Genomic DNA, 17,708 nt, shown 5'->3' with positions numbered 1-17,708 from the left:
TTCTCCGGGGCTCACCAACCTCGCGGTGCGACCACCCGGTAGGCCAGCAGCACAGCCAGCGCAGGTGCGAGCGCGAAGCTCGCAAACAGCCACACAGCCGCCGACTGCGCGCCCTCCACGCCGCCCGGCAGCGTGAGGCCCGCTGCATTGGCCACCAGCCCCGCCACCGAGGCGCCCACGGCCATGCCGTAGAGCTGGATCGTGGTGACCGAGGCGGAGGCCAGCCCTTCTTCTCCTTTCGGCGCCAGCGAAAGCACACGGGTCACGAGATGCGGCCAGCCGATGCCCACGCCCAGCCCCACGACGGCGAGTGCCACGGCGACCAGCACGATCTCGAAGCCCACGCCCAGATACCCGGGGAACGGCAGCAGCAGCGCGAGCGCCACGAGCCCCAGCGTGCAGGCCACCGGGCCGGCGCGCAGCATGCGATCGGCCCCCGCGCCGCTGCGCCCCGACGACAGCAACGAGCCCGCGCTCCAGCCGCCGGCCATCGCGGCCGTGAGGTAGCCCGCCGCGAGCGGCGAATGGCCGTGCAGCAGCTGCAGGAAGTACGGCACGAAGATCTCGGTGGTGGTGCCGATCAGCAGCAGCGCGATGCTTGCGTAGATGGCGCCCAGCGGCGCGCTCACCGCGTACGCGCCGGTCGGCAGGAGCCGCACCGCGGCCCGGCGATCGACGCGCGTGGCGACGACGCCGATGCCCAGGCCGAGCACCACGCCCACCGCCTGCAAGGCGAGGTCGGACAGGAGCCCGCTCGCCGCGATCACCAGCACCGAGGCAGCCAGCAAGCCGATCTGCAGCGCAGGAATGCGCGGCAGGCTCGCCGGCCGTGAATGCCGCACGCCGGCACCGGGCCGCAGTTGCACCATCACCAACAGTGCCTGCGCCGCAGCCACCGGCAGCAGGAACCAGAAAGCCCAGCGCCAGTGCCCCGATTGCGCGAACAGCCCGCCCACCGCCGGCCCGCACAGCGTGGCAACACCCCACATGCCCGACACCAGCGCCACCGCGCGCGGCCACAGCCGCTGCGCGAACACGAGCTGGATCAGCGCATAGCTCAGCGCCGCGAGCATGCCGCCGCCCAGCCCCTGCACCGTGCGGCCGGCGAGCATCCAGTGCATCGCCGGCGCGAGCGCGCAGCCCATCGAACCGGCGGTGAACACGGCCAGCGCCGCCAGGCACGCCCCCCGTGGCCCCAGCACCGCGAGCAGCCGCACCGAGAGCGTCGCCCCGAGGATCGAACCGACCACGAAGAGCGTGGTGCTCCATGCGTACCAGTCGAGCCCGCCGATCTCGCGCACCACCGAAGGCAGCACCGTGGTCACGATGTGGACATTGACCGCATGCAGCGCAACGCCCCCGGTGAGCGCCAGCGCGCGCCAGCCGTTGCGGCCGGTGAAGAGTTCGCCCCACCCGGCCGTGGCCGGCGGCGAGATCGCGGAAGGTGCCGAAGGATCGGCAGAGGAGGAAGCGGCAGGCGGCATGGCGGACCCGAAAGACTGGAAAGGAGCCCGGATACTAGGCGCCGCGACCCAATTAAACAAGTTATTGCTTTGATAAATAAAATCCACCGCCCGACTGGACCGGCACCCGGATGCGCGACACTTCGGACCTGATGCAAGCCGCTTCCCCTTCTTCTTCCTCCAACGCCCCGCTGTCCGGCGCCATGCCGCAACCCTCGATCCGCCGCCCCACCCTGCGCTTCTTGTTCGGGCATCCGGCGCATGCCATCGCGCTGGGCTTCGGCTCGGGCCTGCCACGCTTTGCGCCTGGCACCGTGGGCACGCTGTGGGCCTGGGTCGCCTTCGCGGTGATGCAGCTGTGGTTCACGCCGGCCACTATCGGCTGGATCATCCTGGCGTCGCTCCCCATCGGCTGGTGGGCCTGCACGGTGACGGCGCGCGACATGAACCTGGCCGACCCCGGCGCCGTGGTGTGGGACGAGGTGGTCGCCTTCTGGATCGTGCTCTGGCTGGTCACGCCGGCCGGGCTCTTCGCGCAGGCCATCGCCTTCGGCCTGTTCCGCTTCTTCGATGCCGCCAAGCCTGGCCCGGTCGCCTGGGCCGATGCGCTGTTCAAGCAGCGCGACGCCACCCAGGTGCGCTGGTGGCGCGCGGGCTTCGGCATCATCCTCGACGACCTGGTGGCGGCCTTCTGCACGCTGCTGGTCATTGCGCTCTGGCGCGCATGGTGAACCCCATGGATTCTTCTTCGACCTTGTCGCCGCTCCCCGACCAGGACACCCCCGCGCTCGTTGCGGCCGTGGCCGAACGGCTGCTGAAAAAAGGCTGGCTGCTTTCCACCGCCGAGAGCTGCACCGGCGGCCTGATCGCCGCGGCCTGCACCGAGCTGGCCGGCTCCAGCGCATGGTTCGAGCGCGGCTTCATCACCTATTCCAACGCGGCGAAGACCGAGCTGCTGGGCGTCGATGCGGCGCTGATCGATGCCCACGGCGCGGTCAGCGAGCCGGTGGCGCGCGCCATGGCCGTTGGTGCCATCGCACGCTCGACCCCATCCCGTGCGGCCATCGCGGTGACCGGCATCGCCGGCCCCACGGGCGGCACGCCCGAGAAGCCGGTCGGCACGGTGTGGTTCGGCTGGTCGGTCGACGGGCAGTTGCGCACCGAGCGCCGCCGATTCGACGGCGACCGCGCCACGGTGCGCGCGGCCACGGTGCACTACGCGCTGCAGACGCTGGTGGAACTGCTGGGCGAGTAAGCCCCGCGGCTCCTTCAGGCCATCATGAAGTCGCTGATCGCCCGGCGCGGCGCGGCGGGCACCGGCGACATCGGATAGCCGAGCCGACACATCATCTGCAGCGTCGGGCTGCGCGCATTGCGCGGTGGCTCCGTGCCCAGCAGCAGGTCGTGCGCCGCCGCGTGGTGCGGTGCCATTTCCGCGAATTCCTCCAGCGGCTGGCTCATCGGGTGCAGGCCCACGCCGAGGTCGGTGGCGCGCAGTTGCTGGCGCACATAGGCGCGGCCCGCGGCGATCTGGTCGGTGCGGCTGTTGCCGCGCGTGCTGAGCCAGACAAAGCCCATCGCTGTGTTGGCCTGGTCCTCGAACACCTGGAAGGTCTGCTTGAACGACTCACTGTCTTCCGGCGCGGGCACGTTGCGGTCGAACTGCCCCAGCGCGATCGCCAGGCGCAGCGCCGGATCGTTGCGCGAGAAGCCGTCGCGGTGCTCCAGGATCTCCTGCGGCCCGACGCGCAGCATCCGCAGGTTCTCCAGGGCGGTGCCGGGCGTGGCGATCTCTACGCGCGCGGCCGCCGCGCAGAGCTTGCGCAGCACCCGCACGCGGGCCATGTCGACCGTGCCGTCGGCCTGCACCGTGCCACCCGCGGGCGCGATGGAAGTGAGCCCCTGCAGCATGTCGGGCGACACCGGCCGGCCGGTATCGAAACGCTGCTTCGGCGTGCGGCGCCTGAGCACCTGCGCAAAGAGCGGATCGGGCGCGCCACCGCCCGACAGCCGCAGCCGCGCCACCGGGATGTGCGGCCAGTGCCGCGGCTCGCCCGGCAGTTCGCCCTGGGGCCACAGCTGCACGCTGGCCAGGATGCCCTGCTGCGCAAGCGCCATCACCAGCAGCTCGATGAAGGCCCCATGGCCGATGAGGGCCTGGCGGCCGTACGGATCGGTCTCGGGCAGCAAACGCTCGCGGTCGCAGTAGAGAACGATGGCATCGGGCTCGCGCAGGTCCACCAGCCATGGCTGGCAGTTGTACGCAGTGGGCGCGGTGACCGCATAGGCCACCGCACGCTTGCGCGCATCCGGCTCGTTGCCGGGGCCGTTCCATATCTCGAGCGCGGCCGCCGGGATGTCGGAGTGCAGCCACCAGGTCGCCAAAGCCACCGCGCCTGCCGCCACCACCACACCGCCTCCCAGCAGCCGGACAAAATTTCTTCGTTCGTCCATTGCCCGCATTATCGAAAGTCGCCTTTCAATTCACAATGCGTCAACTTTTGATACCTGCTATGCGGAACTGAATACGTGGGCCTCGACAGCAACCTCGATTTCGACTGGCGACTGGTGCGCGCCTTCCTCGCCGCCCTCGACCACGGCAGCCTGCTGGCTGCCTCGCGCGCGCTGGGTTCGAGCCAGCCGACGCTGGGCCGGCACATCGCCGAGCTCGAAACCCAACTGGGCGTGGTGTTGTTCGAGCGCACCGGCCGGGGCCTGCGGCCCACGGCCATGGGCGCGCGGCTGGCCGAGTCGGCGCGGGCCATGGAGAGCGGCGCGGTCTCGCTGTCGCGCAGCGTGTCGGGCGCCAATGCCACCACCGCGGGCACGGTGCGCATCTCGGCGAGCCAGGCCACGGCGCGCCAGATGCTGCCTGCGCTGCTGGTGCGCATGCGGCAGGAGCTGCCGGAGATCCAGGTCGAACTGGTGTCGACCAACGAGGTCAGCAACCTGCTGCGGCGCGAGGCCGACATCGCAATCCGCATGACGCAGCCCACCACGGCCACGGTGGTGGCGCGGCGCATCGGGCGGTTCGCGCTCGGCGCCTTCGCGCAGGCCGACTACCTGCGCCGCCGCGGCACGCCGCGCCAGACGGCCGAGCTGCTGCGGCACGACGTGCTGGGCTACGACCGCATCGACACCATCGTTCGCATGTCCGCGCAACTGGGCACGCCGCTGCAGCGCGAGGACTTCTGCTTTCGCACCGACGACATGGGCGCCTACTGGGAGGCGCTGCGTCAGGGCATGGGCATCGGCTTCGTGAGCGAATCGCTCGCGCGCACCGACAGCCAGGTGCAGCGCGTGCTGCCGCAACTGAAGATCCCTTCGCTGCCGGTGTGGCTCGCGGTGCACCGGGAGATCCGCACCGACCGGCGCATCCGCGCGGTCTATGATTTCCTCGCGCGCAACATCCCGGCGTCGATCTGACTTCTTCCCCGATAACTCCAAGAGGCCTCATGACAGCAGCCACCAATGCCCAGACCATCGAGCGCTTCTACAGCGCGTTCGCCAAGCTCGACGCCGCCACCATGGAGGCCTGCTACGCGCCCGATGCGGTGTTCGACGACGAGGCCTTTTCCCTGCGCGGCCGGCGCGAGGTGGGCGGCATGTGGCGCATGCTGGCCACCGCCACCAAGGCCAAGGGCGCGGACGTGTGGCGCATGACCTTTCGCGACGTGCAGGCCGACGACACCACGGGCAGCGCCCACTGGGACGCGCACTACCGCTTCAGCGCCACCGGCCGGCTGGTGGACAACAGCATCGACGCGCGCTTCACCTTCACGCCCGAGGGCCTGATCGCCACGCACCGCGACACTTTCCCGTTCTGGACCTGGTCGCGCCAGGCGCTCGGCACGCCGGGCCTGCTGCTGGGCTGGACGCCGATGCTGCGCAACAAGGTGCGCGCCACGGCTGCCGGCAATCTTTCCAAATTTCTTTCGAGCCAACCCTCATGAGCAACAACGACATCGTTTTCACTTCCAACGAAGCGGCCCACCGCTACGAAGCTTCCATCGACGGCAAGCTCGCGGGCTACGCCGAATACAACTTGCTGACCGACGCGATCATGTTCACGCACACCGAGGTGCTGCCCGAATTCGAAGGCAAGGGCGTGGGCTCGGGTATTGCGAAGCACGTGCTCGGCGAGGCGCGCACGAAGGGGCTGCATGTGATCCCGGTGTGCCAGTTCATTGCGGGCTACATCCGCAAGCACCGCGAATACGCCGACCTCGTGCGGCCTGATATTCAGCGCGCCTTCAAGATCTGACGGCGACGGCCTTCGGCGCGGGCAGCCACGCGAAGGCTGCGATGCCGATCACCAGCAGCGTGGCGATGGTGGCCAGCACGGCCGTGAGCGGATCGCCGCCATGCGCCGCGGCAATCGAAGCGGCGACGCCCGTGCCCCACTGCATCAGCGCAACGCCGAGAAACATCGCCATCGTGAAGACGGCCATCGCGCGCCCGGTGAGCGTGACCGGATAGGCCACGCGCACATCGGCGTACTGCCACACGATGAAGCCCGAGAGCACGCCGATCAGCACCATGCCGAAGATGTCGAGCCAGGCCGAGTGCAGCACGGCGATGAGCGCGAAGAGCGCGGCGTAGACCAGCCCGCAGATCACGATCCAGCGGCGGCGCGCGGCGCCGTCGCGGTCCAGGCGCCCGAAGAGCGGCGCGCCGACGAGCGAGATCACCGACACGGCCAGCGCGACGTTGCCGCTCTGCACCAGCGAGTAGCCGTGACGCTCCATCATCAGCGGCCCGAGCCACAAGCCCCGCAGCGAGATGAAGGCGGCATACGTCACCGCACCGAGCACCATGATGCCGAGCGTGTGCGGCATCGCGAACAGCGCGCCGAACTGGCGGATCGCCTCGGGAATCGACTCTTTCACCTGTGGCACGGCCGACGCGGGCTCATGCACCCAGTACCAGATCGCGAGCCACGCGAGCGCCGCGGCAACGGCCAGCACGAGGAAACCCGCGCGCCACGAGTACGCCTGCACCAGCCATGCGAGCGGCGTGCCGGTCGCCAGCATGCCGATGCCGCCGATGGCCAGCACCATGCCCGACACGGTGGCAAAACGCGCCGCCGGAAAGTGCCGCGCGATGAAGACAGTACACACGAGAAAGGCCGGCGCGCAGCCCACGCCGATCAGCGCCTGCCCCGCGACCAGCACCAGGTAGCTGGACGACACCGCCGAGAGCAGCGCGCCCCCGATGGCGATCGGAAAAGCCACGAGCACCGTGCGGCGCACGCCGTGCAGGTCGATGCCGATGCCCATGAAGAGCTGCATCGCGCCGAAGGCGAAATGAAAAGCCCCCGAGAAAATCCCGAGGGCCTGGGCGGAGAGCTTGAAGTCGGTCTGCAGCGGGCTCGCCATGATGGCGCCGACCGTGCGAAACGCCTGGCTGAGCGCGACCCCGGCGCACAGCGCCAGGACCATCACCCAGGCCGCGCGCGGCGTCAGCGGCGCGGCGCTCTCCGGACCGGTGCTAGGTGGCACCGTGGCACTTCTTGTACTTTTTTCCGCTGCCGCAGGGGCACGGATCGTTGCGGCCGGGGGTCGCTTCCTTGCGGATCGTCTCGACCTTCGGCCCCAGGCTCTTCCAGAGCTGGCGCAGGTCGTACACCGCCCAGATGGCGGCGCCGAAGTCGTCCAGCCGCTGCTGGCTCACGCTGGGCGGCGCGTCGTCGCTGTACATCGAGAGCGTGGGCTTGGCGGTGTCGTCTTCGGTGAGCGCGACGATGTTGTCGAGCGCGTCGTCGAGCATCTGCGCGGCGTCCTTGTCGCGCGGGGTGGCCCAGTCCTCGGGCCAGTTCTCGACCGCGTACATGAAGCCGAGCGCCCAGACCTGCGCGAACGAGGGAATCTCCTCGCCGGCCACTTCGGCGCGCTCTTCCTCGGGGAGCGAAGCGATGGCGCCGCGGGTGTCGAGCACCTCGGGCTGCCAGCTGCGCTCGTCGTCCAGCGTTTCGACGGGGGCGTCCAGGCCTTCTTCGATCTCGCGCCAGCGGCGCTTCCAGTTCCAGACGAACTCCATGTGCTGGGCCGGCACGAAGTTGTCGCCCAGCAGCACGGGCCAGTATTCGGTGGGTTCGATGGGCCGGCGGGTGCAGATCAGCGCGGCCATGAAGCCCTCGCAGAACTCCCACTGGGGGATTTCCTCGTCGTGCTCGCGCATGGCGTCGAGCGCGGTGTCCAGGGCATCGAAATCGTCGGGGCCGAGGGGTTCCTGGGCGGGCGCGGCGGGGGGCTGTGGGGTCTCGGGGGTAGGGGGGGAAGTCGTCATGGCAGGTTCGGGGCAGCCCTCTATGATGCAGCAGGCTCCCGGAGTCATCTATTTCTATGCCCACGATTATTCCGTTTCCGGCGCGCTACAGCGCCTTTGCCTTGTGCGTGGTCGGCCTGGTCGCCTGCCTGGCCTTCGTGCTGGTGTCGCCGCATCTGTGGCTCGCGTGGATCGGTGTGGTGGTCTTCGCGGTACTTTCAGGTACCGGCATCCACGACCTGCGGCAGGCGCGGCACGCGATCCTGCGCAACTACCCGGTCATCGGCCACCTGCGCTTTCTGCTGGAGTTCATCCGGCCCGAAATGCGCCAGTACTTCATCGAGAGCGACTCCGAAGCGGCCCCCTTCTCGCGCGCGCAGCGTTCGCTGGTCTACCAGCGCGCCAAGGGCGACCCCGACAACCGGCCCTTCGGCACGCAGCTGAACGTGACCATCGCGGGCTACGAGTGGATCAATCACTCGATGCAGCCGACCAAGCTCGCGAACCACGACTTCCGCATCGTGATCGGCGGTACGCCGCAGCCGGCCGATGCGAACCCGGCGCAGGTCTGCACGCAACCCTACAGCGCCAGTGTCTTCAATATCTCGGCCATGAGCTTCGGCGCGCTGTCGGCCAACGCGATCCTCGCGCTCAACCAAGGCGCCAAGATGGGCGGCTTCGCGCACGACACCGGCGAGGGCTCGATCTCGCAGCATCACCGGGTGCACGGCGGCGACCTGATCTGGGAAATCGGCTCGGGCTACTTCGGCTGCCGCAACGACGACGGCACCTTCAATGCCGAGCGCTTCACCGCCAATGCGCGCGACCCGCAGGTGAAGATGATCGAGATCAAGCTGAGCCAGGGTGCCAAGCCCGGCCACGGCGGCGTGCTGCCTGCGCCCAAGGTCACGCCCGAGATCGCGGCGGCGCGCGGCGTGCCGGTGGGCGTGGACTGCATCTCGCCCTCCTCGCACAGCGCGTTCTCCACGCCGACCGAGATGATGCATTTCGTCGCGAAGCTGCGCGAGCTCTCGGGCGGCAAGCCGACGGGTTTCAAGTTTTGCCTGGGCCATCCGTGGGAGTGGTTCGGCATCGTCAAGGCGATGCAGGCGACCGGCATCACGCCCGACTTCATCGTGGTCGACGGTGCCGAGGGCGGCACGGGCGCGGCGCCGGTCGAGTTCAGCGACCACGTGGGCGCGCCATTGCAGGAAGGCCTCTTGCTCGTGCACAACACGCTCATCGGCGTGAACCTGCGCCACCGCATCAAGATCGGCTGCGCCGCCAAGGTGATCACCGCCTTCGACGTGGCCCGCATGATGGCGCTGGGCGCCGACTGGTGCAACGCGGCACGCGGCTTCATGATGGCGCTGGGCTGCATCCAGGCGCAGAGCTGCCACACCGGCCACTGCCCCACGGGCGTGACCACCCAGGACCCGCTGCGCCAGCAGGCGCTGGTGGTGCCCACCAAGGCCGACCGGGTGCGCAACTTCCACCGCAGCACGCTGCATGCGCTGCAGGAGCTGGTGCAGGCCGCGGGCCTCGATCATCCGCAGCAGATCACCGCGCACCACATCGTGCGCCGCATCTCCGACACCGAGGTGCGCCTGTTGAGCAACCTCGTGATGCAGGTGCAGCCGGGTGCGCTGCTCGGGCCGCTCGACGCGCAGCACAATGTCTTCCGTACCTACTGGCCGCTGGCCAGTGCAGAGAGTTTCCAGCCCGTGACGCAGGGACCTTATGGCCTCGTCCCGGGTTTCGCAATGGCAGCATGAATCCACTGAGACGAGGCGCTTCTACGCGCCTGCACAGCGCCAAGGGCGTCGCTTCGGCGCCCGCGCCACTCGACGCGCAGCCCAACCCGCCGGCGCCCGGCGACTACGCCGAGTTCCTGCGCATCACCCTGCCCAAGCAGGAGAAGAACGTGGCCAGCCACCGGCTCGGCAGCGAGCGCGTGTGGCTCAAGAAAGCCGGCCCGCGCCACGGCAAGTGGGGCTACCGCGTGATGGCGGCGGTCGCGCGCATGGTGCGGCTGGACATCATCAAGCCCGTGCCCAACCCGGGCGGCGAAGCCGCCATCGCCACCGAGGCGCGGCGCCTGAAGCAGCTCGCGGCCGCGGGCCTGCGCGTGCCTACGGTGCTGGCGCAGCAACCCGATGGCCTCTTGATCTCCGACCTCGGCGAGAGCGGCCGTGCCACCGTCGTGCTGCAGGAGCGCCTGGACCAGGCCTCCGCGGCCGGCCCCGCCGCGCTGCTCGCGGTGTGGCGCGAAGGGCTCGCTGCGATTGCGGCCGTGCATGTGCGCGGCCAGCACCTGAGCCAGGCTTTCGACCGCAACCTCGTGCAATGCCCCGACGGCGTGATCGGCTACATCGATTTCGAGGACGACCCCGCCGAGGTCATGACGCTCGCCGAATGCCAGGCGCGCGACTGGCTCAGCTACCTGCACTCGACGGCCATGATGCTCGAGGCCGCCGCGCCGCAGGCAGCCGGACAGCACTGGCATGCGGCGCTCGCCACGGTGAACGAAGAAGTGCGCGAGCGCATCGCGAATGCGGCGCGCCGCATGAAGTGGGCGCGCAAGCTGCCCGCCAGCCGCCGCTGGGGCCGCGACACGCAGCGCGTGCGCGCGGTGGCGCGGCTGCTCGGGCGTTGGCACGACGCGGGCGCCTGACTTCTTTCAGCTCAGGGCTTGACCGTCCACCGCAGCGCGCCAAGCAAGTTGCTGTGGTCGTCGGTCCACGTCGTCACGCCCGCGGCGTCGATAGCTTCGCCGCGCTCCCGGATCACCGGGTCCTGCAGGAAGCGCTGGTCGCGCGTGAGCAGCACGTATTCCGATGAGTGTTCAAGCGTGAGATTGTTGGGCACAGGCTCGAAATGCACACGCAACGCCTGCATGCCTGCATCCTCGGCCAGGCGCTTGACCACCGGCGCCAGCAGCAGGTGCCGGTTGCTGATGTGGAAGGCGATCACGCCCGTGGGCAGCAGGTGCTTGCCGTAGAGCGCCAGTGCCTCGCGCGTCATCAGGTGCATCGGAATCGCATCGCCCGAGAAGGCGTCGACCACGATCACGTCGAAACGCTGCGAACCGTGCGCATCGAGCTCCTGCTGCATCAGCAGCCGCGCATCGCCTTGCGCGACTTCGACCGTCGCGGGCGAATCCGCGAGGTAGGTGAAATGCGAGCGCGCCGCCGCCGTGACGCGCGGATTGATCTCGTAGAAGCGCACCGTGTCGCCGGCGCGCCCGTAGGCCGCGAGCGTGCCCACGCCCAGGCCGATCACGCCCACGCGCTGCGTCTCGGCGCGGTTCGTGAGCAAGGCGAGCCCGGCGCCCGATTTCGGCCCGTAGTAGGTGCTCGGCAGGCGACGCTGCACCGCGCCCTGCAGTTGCTCGCCGTGCGAGATCACACCGTGCATCAAGCGGCGCGACGCGGTCAGCGCGCCCGGAATGCCGAACTGCTCCACGCGCAGCGCGCCGTAGAAGTTGCGCACGCGCAGCATCGTGCGGTTGTCGGCTTCGAGCACGCTGTACACCGAAAGCCAGACCACGGCCACTGAAGCCAGCGCACCGGCCAGCCCCGCAGCCGCCGGCCATGAGCGTGCGCGCCACGCGGTGTAGCCCACCGCGAAGAGCGCCAGCGCGCTCACCGTCGCATACAGCACATTGAGCGACACGGCCACCGCATCCAGCCGCAGGAACGCCGCGAAGCCCACCACGACGGCGAACGCGAACACCGCCCACACCCATTGCTGGCGCCCGCGCGTGAGCCACAGCACGATCAGCCCCGGCACCGCCAGGCTCATCGGAAGCTCCCAGTAGCCGTTGAAGAAGTGCGGCGCGACCACGCCCGCGAAGATGCCGCCCACCGCGCCGCCCAATGCCAGCAGCAGGTAGAAGCGCGTGAGGCGCTCGGGCCCGGGCCGCGCGCGTGCGAGTTCGCCGTTCGCGAACATGCAGATCGCGAAGAGGCCGGCGCAGTAGAGCCCGATGGCCGCGGCGATCGGCAGCGAACGCTGCGGCGTGTTCAGGTACCAGCCCATCACCGGCGGGAGCACCAGCACCGCCGGCCAGAAGAGCCAGCGCCGGTACCAGAAGTCGCTGTCGAAGCACAGCACGAAGCTCAGCAGGTACAGCGCGAGCGGCACGATCCACAGCATCGGCACCGAGGCGATGTCCTGCGTGATGAAGGCCGACACCGCCAGCAGCGCGACCGTGCCGAGCGCGGCCAGCACCAGCCACAGCAGTTGGTCGGACCACGACAGTGGCGTTGCCGGCGCCGCAGTGGTTGCAGCCGCCTCGTCGCGGGCTCGCACCGGTCGCGCTTTCCCCACGGCCACCACCGACACGATCGCCAGCACCGCGAACACCCCGAAGCCCACCGACCACGCCACGGCCTGCGCACGCAGCGCGAACACCGGCTCCAGCACGAAGGGATACACCACAAGGGCAGCCAGCGCCGCGAGGTTCGACAGCGCGAACAGCCGGTAGACCTTTGCCTGCCGCGGCGCATCGCCCGCATGCAGCCGCGCGACCCAGCTCTGCACCAGCGGCCCGGTGGTGCACACCGCGAGGTACGGCAACCCGATGGTGGCCGCCAGCACCGCGAGCACGCCCGCCGAGGGATCGCCCTGCCCGGTCGGCTTCCATGCCGCATCGGGAATCACCGGCAGCATCGCGCAGGCCGCGAGCAAGAGGAGCGCATGCACGATGGCCTGCATGCGCAGCGGCCGGCGCGAGAGCCAGTCGGCATAGAAATACCCGACGAGCAGCACCACCTGGAAGAAGACCAGGCACAGCGTCCACACCGCCGCCGAGCCGCCGAACCACGGCAGGATCTGCCGCGCGATCAGCGGCTGCACCAGAAACAGCAGGAAGGCCGAGACGAAGATGGTCGATGCAGAGAGCGCCAGCGCGCCGGCGCTCGCGTCACGCGCAGCGCGTGCTGCGCTCCCGCCGCGCACGGCATGCGATGCGTCCGCCACCTCGCGCATCAGGGCGCCTTGCCCGGGTTCGGCACCTTGTCGAGCTGGCCCTTGACCGACGCGTCCCAGATGGCCGGGCAGAAGTTATTGCCGTCGCCCACCTTGTCGGCCGCCGCATCGACGCCGCGCGCCAGCAGCTGCGAGGCCCACTCGGTGCTGTTGTTGCGGACGAAGGCGAAGATGTTGGTCATGGCGTCCTGCGGCTTCTCGAGCACGTTGATGCCCGTATTGTTGCTCCATGCCGGATCCCACTGCAGGTCGATGCTGCGGTCGCTTCGAGGCCCGAACGAATAGAACGGGTGCCAGTACATCGGCGACTCCATGCCCGCCACGCCGTCGGCGGCCAGCGGGATCTTGCCGTTGGCGATGTAGTACGCATCGAGCTGGTTGAGCCGGAAATCGGTGCCCGGCGCGGTGGCGCCGTCCACCGACATCAGCTTGAACCACGCCTCGCCCACGAACTGGTAGCCCTTGAGCGCGGTGAGGATGATCTTGTTGGCCACCGGGATCCCGAGGCGGTAGCCGTAGTGCACGCGCAGGTGCAGCACGCTGGATTCGCCCAGCGTCTTGTTCGACACGTTGCCGCGCAGTTCCGCGTCGGGCGGCAGCGGATCGCCGATGCCCACGGTGGTGCTCATGGCCTTGGCCTTGAAGTCGTACGGCAGGGGCTTCCGATAACGCATGGTGTCGTTGGGGATCTGCATGATCCAGCGGTTCTCGCCGAAGTTCTCGATGAACGCCCAGTCGATGAAGGTGGTCTGCGTGGGGTTCAGGTACTCGATGCAGGCCGACTCGATCAGGTCGGTGTTGGTGTCGATCCAGCCCTTGAACATGCCGCCCACGCTGGCCTCCCGCACGTTGAGCGGCATCATGCCCTTGACCAGCCCCTGCCAGACGCTGCCACGCGTGAGCGCATTGGTGGTGAGCTCGAGCGCGGCGCTGTTGAGCGTGCTCAGCCCCGGCGTGGTCGAGTTGCCGATGCGGAAGATGAAGGGCAGCGGCATGCCGTTGTTGAGCGAGCCCGCGCGTGCCGCTTCGTGCGCGGCGTATTCCAGCGTGAGGCGCGCGCGGTAGATCAGGCCGAACTGCACCACGCACATCACGAACAGGATCAGCACCGGCAGCGCGATCATCGTCTCGGTCATGGAGACGCCGCGCTGGCCACGCCGTGGCCATGCAAGGCTGCGCTTCTGGTTCTGCCGAAGAGTGGAATGCATTGCTGTTCTCCTCTGTGTGTGGTTACCAGCCCGACAACTTGAGACCCGGACGCAGCGCGAGCCGCCGCGCCTGGCCCGCGGCCAGCTCGAGCACATTGGCCGCGCCCAGGCACATGGCCATGCGCATCGGGCGCAGGCTCTCGACCACGCGCGCGATGCCGCCGTGCCGGTCGAGAAAGACGACATCGATCGGATAGCGCATGCCCACCGTGTGCACCGAGCTGCAGCGCATGATCAAAAGGCCCTCGCTCGCGGCCAGCCGCGGCCGCCCGAGCAGCCCGCGCGTGCGGTCCCAGCCGCGCTCGGCCACACGCACGGGACCGAAGGGCTGGGCCTGGGGGGAGCGGAGGGAGACGATGCGCATCGATGGTGTCAGTGGTTCTGGGTTTCGAGGAACTGCATCACCAGCGGGAAGAAGATGATGATGAAGGTCACCGGGAAGATGAAGATCACCAGCGGCCCGATCATCTTCACGGGCGCTTCCATCGCGAGCTTCTCGGCCATCTGGAAGCGCTCGGTGCGGCGCTGGTCTGAAATGGCCGAGAGCGTGTCGGCCAGGCTCGCGCCCAGCGACTCGGCCTGCGTGAGGTTCGAGACCAGGCTCTTGATGTGCTTGTTGTCGAGGCGGTCGGCCAGCGCGTTGAGCGCGTCCATGCGGCTCGCGCCGGTGCGCATCTCGCGCATCATCCGGTCGAACTCCTGGCCGAGCGCGCCGCCCGGGCCCTTCTGCACCGCCTGCGCGATCGCACCGGTGAGGCTCAGGCCCGCCTGGCAGCACAGCGTGATCATGTCCAGGTAGCCGGGCAGCGTGCGCAGGATGTCCTTCTCGCGGCGCTTGCGGCGGTCGCGCATCCACATCACCGGGTAGAGCCACCCCGTCACGCAGGACGCCAGCGTGACCCAGATCTTGGTGGCGGCCATCGCATCGAGCAGGCCCGCGGTCCACAGGCCGAGCGCGGCCACCACGATCATCGACACCACCTGCACCGCGATGAACTCCTCGGCCTTGAGCACGAACTCCAGCCCCGCGAGTTGCAGTTGGCGCTTGCGCTTGACCAGCATCGAGGTCGGCGCGATCTCCGACACATGGAACTGCAGGATGTTCACCACCGGCCACACCAGCCGCAGCATGCGCGGCAGCGGGTCCATGTGCGTGCGCTCCGAAGGCCGGGCCTTGCGGATCAGCGAGATCATGTAGAGCAGCAGGATCACGCCCGTGGTCGCGCACAGGAAGATGATGGCCAGGAGGATCAGCGAGCGCATGGCGGCGGTGTCCTCAGATGTCGATCGCCACGATCTTGCGGATCATCGCGTAGCCCAGCATCAGCATGATGGCGATCACGGTCAGCACGACCCAGCCGATCGTCGTGGAGAACAAGAGGCCCATCGTCGGCTGCATCAGGTAGAGCACGCCCATCAAGAGCAGCGGAAAGAGCGTCATCACCAGCCCCTGGATGCGCCCCTGCGCGGTGAGCGCTTTGATGCGCCCTTCGAGAATCGCCTTCCGGCGCAGCGTCTCGGCCAGCACCTGCAGCGGCTCCGACAGATTGCCGCCCACTTCCTTGGAAACGCGCAGCGCCACCACCACCAGCACGAAGTCGGGAATGCCCAGGCGCTGCGACATCTTCTGGATGGCATCGTCGAAGCTCACGCCCAGGCGCTGCTCCTTGAGCACCAGGCCGAACTCCTGGCCCAACGGCCCCACCTGGTCGCGCACCAGCACCTGGATGGCGACCGAGAGCGCGCTGCCGGCGCGCAGCGCGCTGGCAATGAAGAGCAGCGCATCGGGCAGCTCCGATTCGATCTGCTGGCGGCGCTTCTTGCGCTGCCATGCGAACCAGCGCGCGGGCAAGAGGTACAGCACCACCGCCGCCACCACGCCGCCGATCAGGTTGCCCGAGATGAGCCAGCCGATCGCGCCGCACAGTGCCACCAGAAAGGCGTGGCCCGAGGCGAACGCCACCGCGTGCTGCGCCTGGAATTCGGAAAGATTCAGCGTGCGGCGGCCGCTTGCCTGCAGCTTGCTCATCATCTTGCCGACCAGCTCCGGCGAGCGCTGCAGCAGCAGATAGCCGCACAGCGTGATGAAGCCCATGCCGCAGAGCACGGAGGCCAGGAGGATCATTCCCTTCATGGCACGGTCTCCCCGAAGAGGTATTCGAGATCGAGCTTCAGGCCGTGCTCCTGCAGGCGCGTGAAGAACTCGGGCACGGTGCCCGCGGCGGCGAAGTGGCCGACGGTCTTGAACGTCTCGTCCACGCCGGTCTTTCGGAAGGCGTACACGTCCTGCATCTGGATCGTGCCGTCGGCAAAGCCCGTGATCTCGGTGATCTGCGTGACCTTGCGGCTGCCGCACGGAAAGCGCGTGAGCTGCACGATCAAGTCGACCGCCGAGGCGATCTGCTCGCGGATCGCCGCCACCGGAATGTTCATGCCCGCCATGGTCACCAGCACTTCGAGCCGCGACATCGCATCGCGCGGCGAGTTGCTGTGCAGCGTGGTGAGCGAACCGTCGTGGCCGGTGTTCATGGCCTGCAGCATGTCGAGCGCCTCGCCGCCGCGGCACTCGCCCACCACGATGCGGTCCGGCCGCATCCGCAGCGAGTTGCGCACCAGGTCGCGAATCGCGATGGCGCCCTTGCCTTCGATGTTGGCCGGCCGCGATTCGAGCGACACCAGGTTGGGCTGGCCCAGCGAGAGCTCGGCCGCATCCTCGATGGTCACGATGCGCTCGTTGGGCGGAATGAAGTTCGACACCATGTTCAAGAGCGTCGTCTTGCCGGTGCCCGTACCGCCCGAGACGATGATGTTGAGCTTCTCCTCCACCGCGATGCGCATGAAGTCCACCATCTGCGCGGTGATGGAGCCGGTGCGGATCATCCCCTCGTGGCCCATGCGGTTCTTCGGGAACTTCCGGATCGTGACGCTCGGCCCGCGCAGCGCGAGCGGCGGAATGATCGCGTTCACGCGCGAGCCGTCCTTCAGGCGCGCGTCCACCATCGGCGAGCTCTCGTCGATGCGCCGGCCCAGCGGCGTCACGATGCGCTCGATGGCGCCGAGCACCGCGATGTTGCTGGTGAAGGCGACGTTGGTGCGCTCCAGCCGCCCCGCGCGCTCGATCCAGATCTCGTCGAAGCGGTTGACCATCACTTCGGTCACGCTCTCGTCCTTGAGCAGCACCTCGAGCGGGCCGAGGCCGATGGCTTCGTCCAGCAGTTGCTGGCTCAGCAATGCGCGGTCGAGTTCGGGCGGCATGTCGCGCGTGTCGCGGATGATCTCGGCGATCAGCGCGCGAATGTTGGAGCGCAGCTCCTCGTCCTTCATCTGCGCGGTGTCGATGCGGCGGTTGTCCAGCTGCTGCAACAGCGTGCGGTGCAGCGAACGGCGCCATTGCAGGAGCGGGTCCTCGATGGCGAGTGCCGCCTCGGCGTACTGCGCCGCCTCGGCCGCCTCCTGCGGATCGACGCCCGCGGGCTGGAGCGCCGTGTCCAGCGACACCACCAGCGTGTGGCCGCCGATGATGATTTCCTCGCCGCCCTTCATCGGGCCGAAGCGCGTCACGCGGTTGCCGTCGACCCAGGTGCCGAAGAGGCTGCCCAGGTCCTGCACGAACACCTCCTCGTCGTGCAGCACGAACTGCGCGTGCAGCTTGGCGACGTTCCAGCCCGACAGCACGATGTGGTTTCCCGCATCCTTGCCGACCTGGAGTTCAGTGACGTCGATCGGGACCTCGCGCACGACCTGCTGCGGGGAATTGACGAAGACCTTGTGCATGGTG

General features: G+C 68.8%; 17 protein-coding genes. 7 read left to right on the top strand and 10 right to left on the bottom strand.

All coding sequences use genetic code 11. The features are described 5' to 3' along the window. Nucleotides 1-11: 11 nt before the first annotated feature. Entirely contained in the window at nucleotides 12-1,484 is a 1,473-nt protein-coding gene (locus ACSFA7_RS17525) for an MFS transporter (RefSeq protein ID WP_435500554.1), read from the bottom strand. A 182-nt stretch (nucleotides 1,485-1,666) separates the two neighbouring features. Here ACSFA7_RS17525 and ACSFA7_RS17520 point away from each other — a divergent pair, with 182 nt between their 5' ends. Both ACSFA7_RS17520 and ACSFA7_RS17515 read left to right on the top strand, forming a co-directional pair. Next, on the top strand, nucleotides 1,667-2,194 hold the full coding sequence (locus ACSFA7_RS17520; RefSeq protein WP_435500789.1) for a phosphatidylglycerophosphatase A family protein: 528 nt from the start codon (nucleotides 1,667-1,669) through the stop codon (nucleotides 2,192-2,194). Nucleotides 2,195-2,199: 5 nt separating this feature from the next. Beyond that, complete coding sequence (locus ACSFA7_RS17515) at nucleotides 2,200-2,718, top strand: CinA family protein (RefSeq protein WP_435500553.1); 519 nt, start codon at nucleotides 2,200-2,202, stop codon at nucleotides 2,716-2,718. 14 nt (nucleotides 2,719-2,732) lie between these two features. Here ACSFA7_RS17515 and ACSFA7_RS17510 read toward each other — a convergent pair whose 3' ends face one another. Continuing rightward, nucleotides 2,733-3,917, bottom strand: coding sequence for an Acg family FMN-binding oxidoreductase (locus tag ACSFA7_RS17510; RefSeq protein ID WP_435500552.1), 1,185 nt, complete (start codon nucleotides 3,915-3,917; stop codon nucleotides 2,733-2,735). 75 nt (nucleotides 3,918-3,992) lie between these two features. Here ACSFA7_RS17510 and ACSFA7_RS17505 point away from each other — a divergent pair, with 75 nt between their 5' ends. Genes ACSFA7_RS17505 through ACSFA7_RS17495 form a run of 3 tightly spaced genes read left to right on the top strand, consistent with a single transcriptional unit; the run spans nucleotide 3,993 to nucleotide 5,727 of the window. Continuing rightward, a complete protein-coding gene (locus ACSFA7_RS17505) occupies nucleotides 3,993-4,889 on the top strand; it encodes a LysR family transcriptional regulator (RefSeq protein ID WP_435500551.1) in 897 nt (298 codons plus the stop codon). A 29-nt stretch (nucleotides 4,890-4,918) separates the two neighbouring features. Further along, complete coding sequence (locus tag ACSFA7_RS17500; RefSeq protein WP_435500550.1) at nucleotides 4,919-5,416, top strand: nuclear transport factor 2 family protein; 498 nt, start codon at nucleotides 4,919-4,921, stop codon at nucleotides 5,414-5,416. Next, nucleotides 5,413-5,727, top strand: coding sequence for a GNAT family N-acetyltransferase (locus ACSFA7_RS17495; RefSeq protein WP_435500549.1), 315 nt, complete (start codon nucleotides 5,413-5,415; stop codon nucleotides 5,725-5,727). Before ACSFA7_RS17500 ends, ACSFA7_RS17495 begins: the two co-directional genes overlap by 4 nt. On the opposite strand, the gene ACSFA7_RS17490 is transcribed toward ACSFA7_RS17495, so the two are convergent. Together ACSFA7_RS17490 and ACSFA7_RS17485 are read right to left on the bottom strand one after the other, a co-directional pair. Beyond that, nucleotides 5,717-6,904, bottom strand: a complete 1,188-nt coding sequence (locus tag ACSFA7_RS17490) for an MFS transporter (protein WP_435500788.1) — start codon at nucleotides 6,902-6,904, stop codon at nucleotides 5,717-5,719. The genes ACSFA7_RS17495 and ACSFA7_RS17490 overlap by 11 nt on opposite strands. A 49-nt stretch (nucleotides 6,905-6,953) precedes the next feature. Further along, the gene (locus ACSFA7_RS17485; protein ID WP_435500548.1) at nucleotides 6,954-7,751 is read right to left on the bottom strand and encodes a UPF0149 family protein; all 798 of its coding nucleotides are present in this window, start codon (nucleotides 7,749-7,751) and stop codon (nucleotides 6,954-6,956) included. Nucleotides 7,752-7,807: 56 nt separating this feature from the next. On the opposite strand from ACSFA7_RS17485, the gene ACSFA7_RS17480 reads away from it, so the two are divergent. Both ACSFA7_RS17480 and ACSFA7_RS17475 read left to right on the top strand, forming a co-directional pair. Then, nucleotides 7,808-9,505 carry an FMN-binding glutamate synthase family protein gene (locus tag ACSFA7_RS17480; RefSeq protein ID WP_435500547.1) on the top strand — a complete coding sequence of 566 codons (1,698 nt, stop codon included), beginning with the start codon at nucleotides 7,808-7,810 and terminating at the stop codon, nucleotides 9,503-9,505. Continuing rightward, entirely contained in the window at nucleotides 9,502-10,404 is a 903-nt protein-coding gene (locus ACSFA7_RS17475; RefSeq protein WP_435500546.1) for a BUD32 family EKC/KEOPS complex subunit, read from the top strand. Before ACSFA7_RS17480 ends, ACSFA7_RS17475 begins: the two co-directional genes overlap by 4 nt. A gap of 11 nt (nucleotides 10,405-10,415) precedes the next feature. Here ACSFA7_RS17475 and ACSFA7_RS17470 read toward each other — a convergent pair whose 3' ends face one another. Genes ACSFA7_RS17470 through ACSFA7_RS17445 form a run of 6 tightly spaced genes read right to left on the bottom strand, consistent with a single transcriptional unit; the run spans nucleotide 10,416 to nucleotide 17,704 of the window. After that, the gene (locus tag ACSFA7_RS17470) at nucleotides 10,416-12,722 is read right to left on the bottom strand and encodes a spermidine synthase (RefSeq protein ID WP_435500545.1); all 2,307 of its coding nucleotides are present in this window, start codon (nucleotides 12,720-12,722) and stop codon (nucleotides 10,416-10,418) included. After that, nucleotides 12,722-13,930, bottom strand: a complete 1,209-nt coding sequence (locus ACSFA7_RS17465) for a TadE/TadG family type IV pilus assembly protein (protein ID WP_435500544.1) — start codon at nucleotides 13,928-13,930, stop codon at nucleotides 12,722-12,724. Before ACSFA7_RS17465 ends, ACSFA7_RS17470 begins: the two co-directional genes overlap by 1 nt. A 22-nt stretch (nucleotides 13,931-13,952) precedes the next feature. Continuing rightward, nucleotides 13,953-14,294 (bottom strand): DUF192 domain-containing protein, encoded by a 342-nt coding sequence (locus tag ACSFA7_RS17460; RefSeq protein WP_042577057.1) that lies wholly within the window; start codon nucleotides 14,292-14,294, stop codon nucleotides 13,953-13,955. An 8-nt stretch (nucleotides 14,295-14,302) separates the two neighbouring features. Next, nucleotides 14,303-15,193: a type II secretion system F family protein gene (locus ACSFA7_RS17455; RefSeq protein ID WP_435500543.1), complete on the bottom strand. Its 891-nt coding sequence runs from the start codon at nucleotides 15,191-15,193 to the stop codon at nucleotides 14,303-14,305. Nucleotides 15,194-15,206: 13 nt separating this feature from the next. Next, nucleotides 15,207-16,064, bottom strand: coding sequence for a type II secretion system F family protein (locus tag ACSFA7_RS17450; RefSeq protein ID WP_093436872.1), 858 nt, complete (start codon nucleotides 16,062-16,064; stop codon nucleotides 15,207-15,209). Further along, on the bottom strand, nucleotides 16,061-17,704 hold the full coding sequence (locus ACSFA7_RS17445; RefSeq protein ID WP_435500542.1) for a TadA family conjugal transfer-associated ATPase: 1,644 nt from the start codon (nucleotides 17,702-17,704) through the stop codon (nucleotides 16,061-16,063). The genes ACSFA7_RS17450 and ACSFA7_RS17445 overlap by 4 nt, the downstream gene beginning before the upstream one ends. Nucleotides 17,705-17,708 lie beyond the last annotated feature (4 nt).

Origin of the sequence: Variovorax trehalosi (genome assembly GCF_051216415.1) — a bacterium.
Classification (GTDB): Bacteria; Pseudomonadota; Gammaproteobacteria; order Burkholderiales; family Burkholderiaceae_C; genus Variovorax.
This window is presented reverse-complemented; position numbering and strand designations above follow the sequence as displayed.

Excerpts from the sequence above, each read along its gene's own strand:
- ACSFA7_RS17470 (WP_435500545.1), bottom strand. The coding sequence starts at position 12,722 with ATGCGCGAGGTGGCGGACGCATCGCATGCCGTGCGCGGCGGGAGCGCA.
- ACSFA7_RS17510 (WP_435500552.1), bottom strand. The coding sequence starts at position 3,917 with ATGGACGAACGAAGAAATTTTGTCCGGCTGCTGGGAGGCGGTGTGGTG.
- ACSFA7_RS17480 (WP_435500547.1), top strand. The coding sequence starts at position 7,808 with ATGCCCACGATTATTCCGTTTCCGGCGCGCTACAGCGCCTTTGCCTTG.
- ACSFA7_RS17475 (WP_435500546.1), top strand. The coding sequence starts at position 9,502 with ATGAATCCACTGAGACGAGGCGCTTCTACGCGCCTGCACAGCGCCAAG.
- ACSFA7_RS17445 (WP_435500542.1), bottom strand. The coding sequence starts at position 17,704 with ATGCACAAGGTCTTCGTCAATTCCCCGCAGCAGGTCGTGCGCGAGGTC.
- ACSFA7_RS17455 (WP_435500543.1), bottom strand. The coding sequence starts at position 15,193 with ATGCGCTCGCTGATCCTCCTGGCCATCATCTTCCTGTGCGCGACCACG.
- ACSFA7_RS17500 (WP_435500550.1), top strand. The coding sequence starts at position 4,919 with ATGACAGCAGCCACCAATGCCCAGACCATCGAGCGCTTCTACAGCGCG.
- ACSFA7_RS17495 (WP_435500549.1), top strand. The coding sequence starts at position 5,413 with ATGAGCAACAACGACATCGTTTTCACTTCCAACGAAGCGGCCCACCGC.
- ACSFA7_RS17525 (WP_435500554.1), bottom strand. The coding sequence starts at position 1,484 with ATGCCGCCTGCCGCTTCCTCCTCTGCCGATCCTTCGGCACCTTCCGCG.
- ACSFA7_RS17460 (WP_042577057.1), bottom strand. The coding sequence starts at position 14,294 with ATGCGCATCGTCTCCCTCCGCTCCCCCCAGGCCCAGCCCTTCGGTCCC.
- ACSFA7_RS17485 (WP_435500548.1), bottom strand. The coding sequence starts at position 7,751 with ATGACGACTTCCCCCCCTACCCCCGAGACCCCACAGCCCCCCGCCGCG.
- ACSFA7_RS17465 (WP_435500544.1), bottom strand. The coding sequence starts at position 13,930 with ATGCATTCCACTCTTCGGCAGAACCAGAAGCGCAGCCTTGCATGGCCA.
- ACSFA7_RS17515 (WP_435500553.1), top strand. The coding sequence starts at position 2,200 with ATGGATTCTTCTTCGACCTTGTCGCCGCTCCCCGACCAGGACACCCCC.
- ACSFA7_RS17520 (WP_435500789.1), top strand. The coding sequence starts at position 1,667 with ATGCCGCAACCCTCGATCCGCCGCCCCACCCTGCGCTTCTTGTTCGGG.
- ACSFA7_RS17490 (WP_435500788.1), bottom strand. The coding sequence starts at position 6,904 with ATGGTCCTGGCGCTGTGCGCCGGGGTCGCGCTCAGCCAGGCGTTTCGC.
- ACSFA7_RS17450 (WP_093436872.1), bottom strand. The coding sequence starts at position 16,064 with ATGAAGGGAATGATCCTCCTGGCCTCCGTGCTCTGCGGCATGGGCTTC.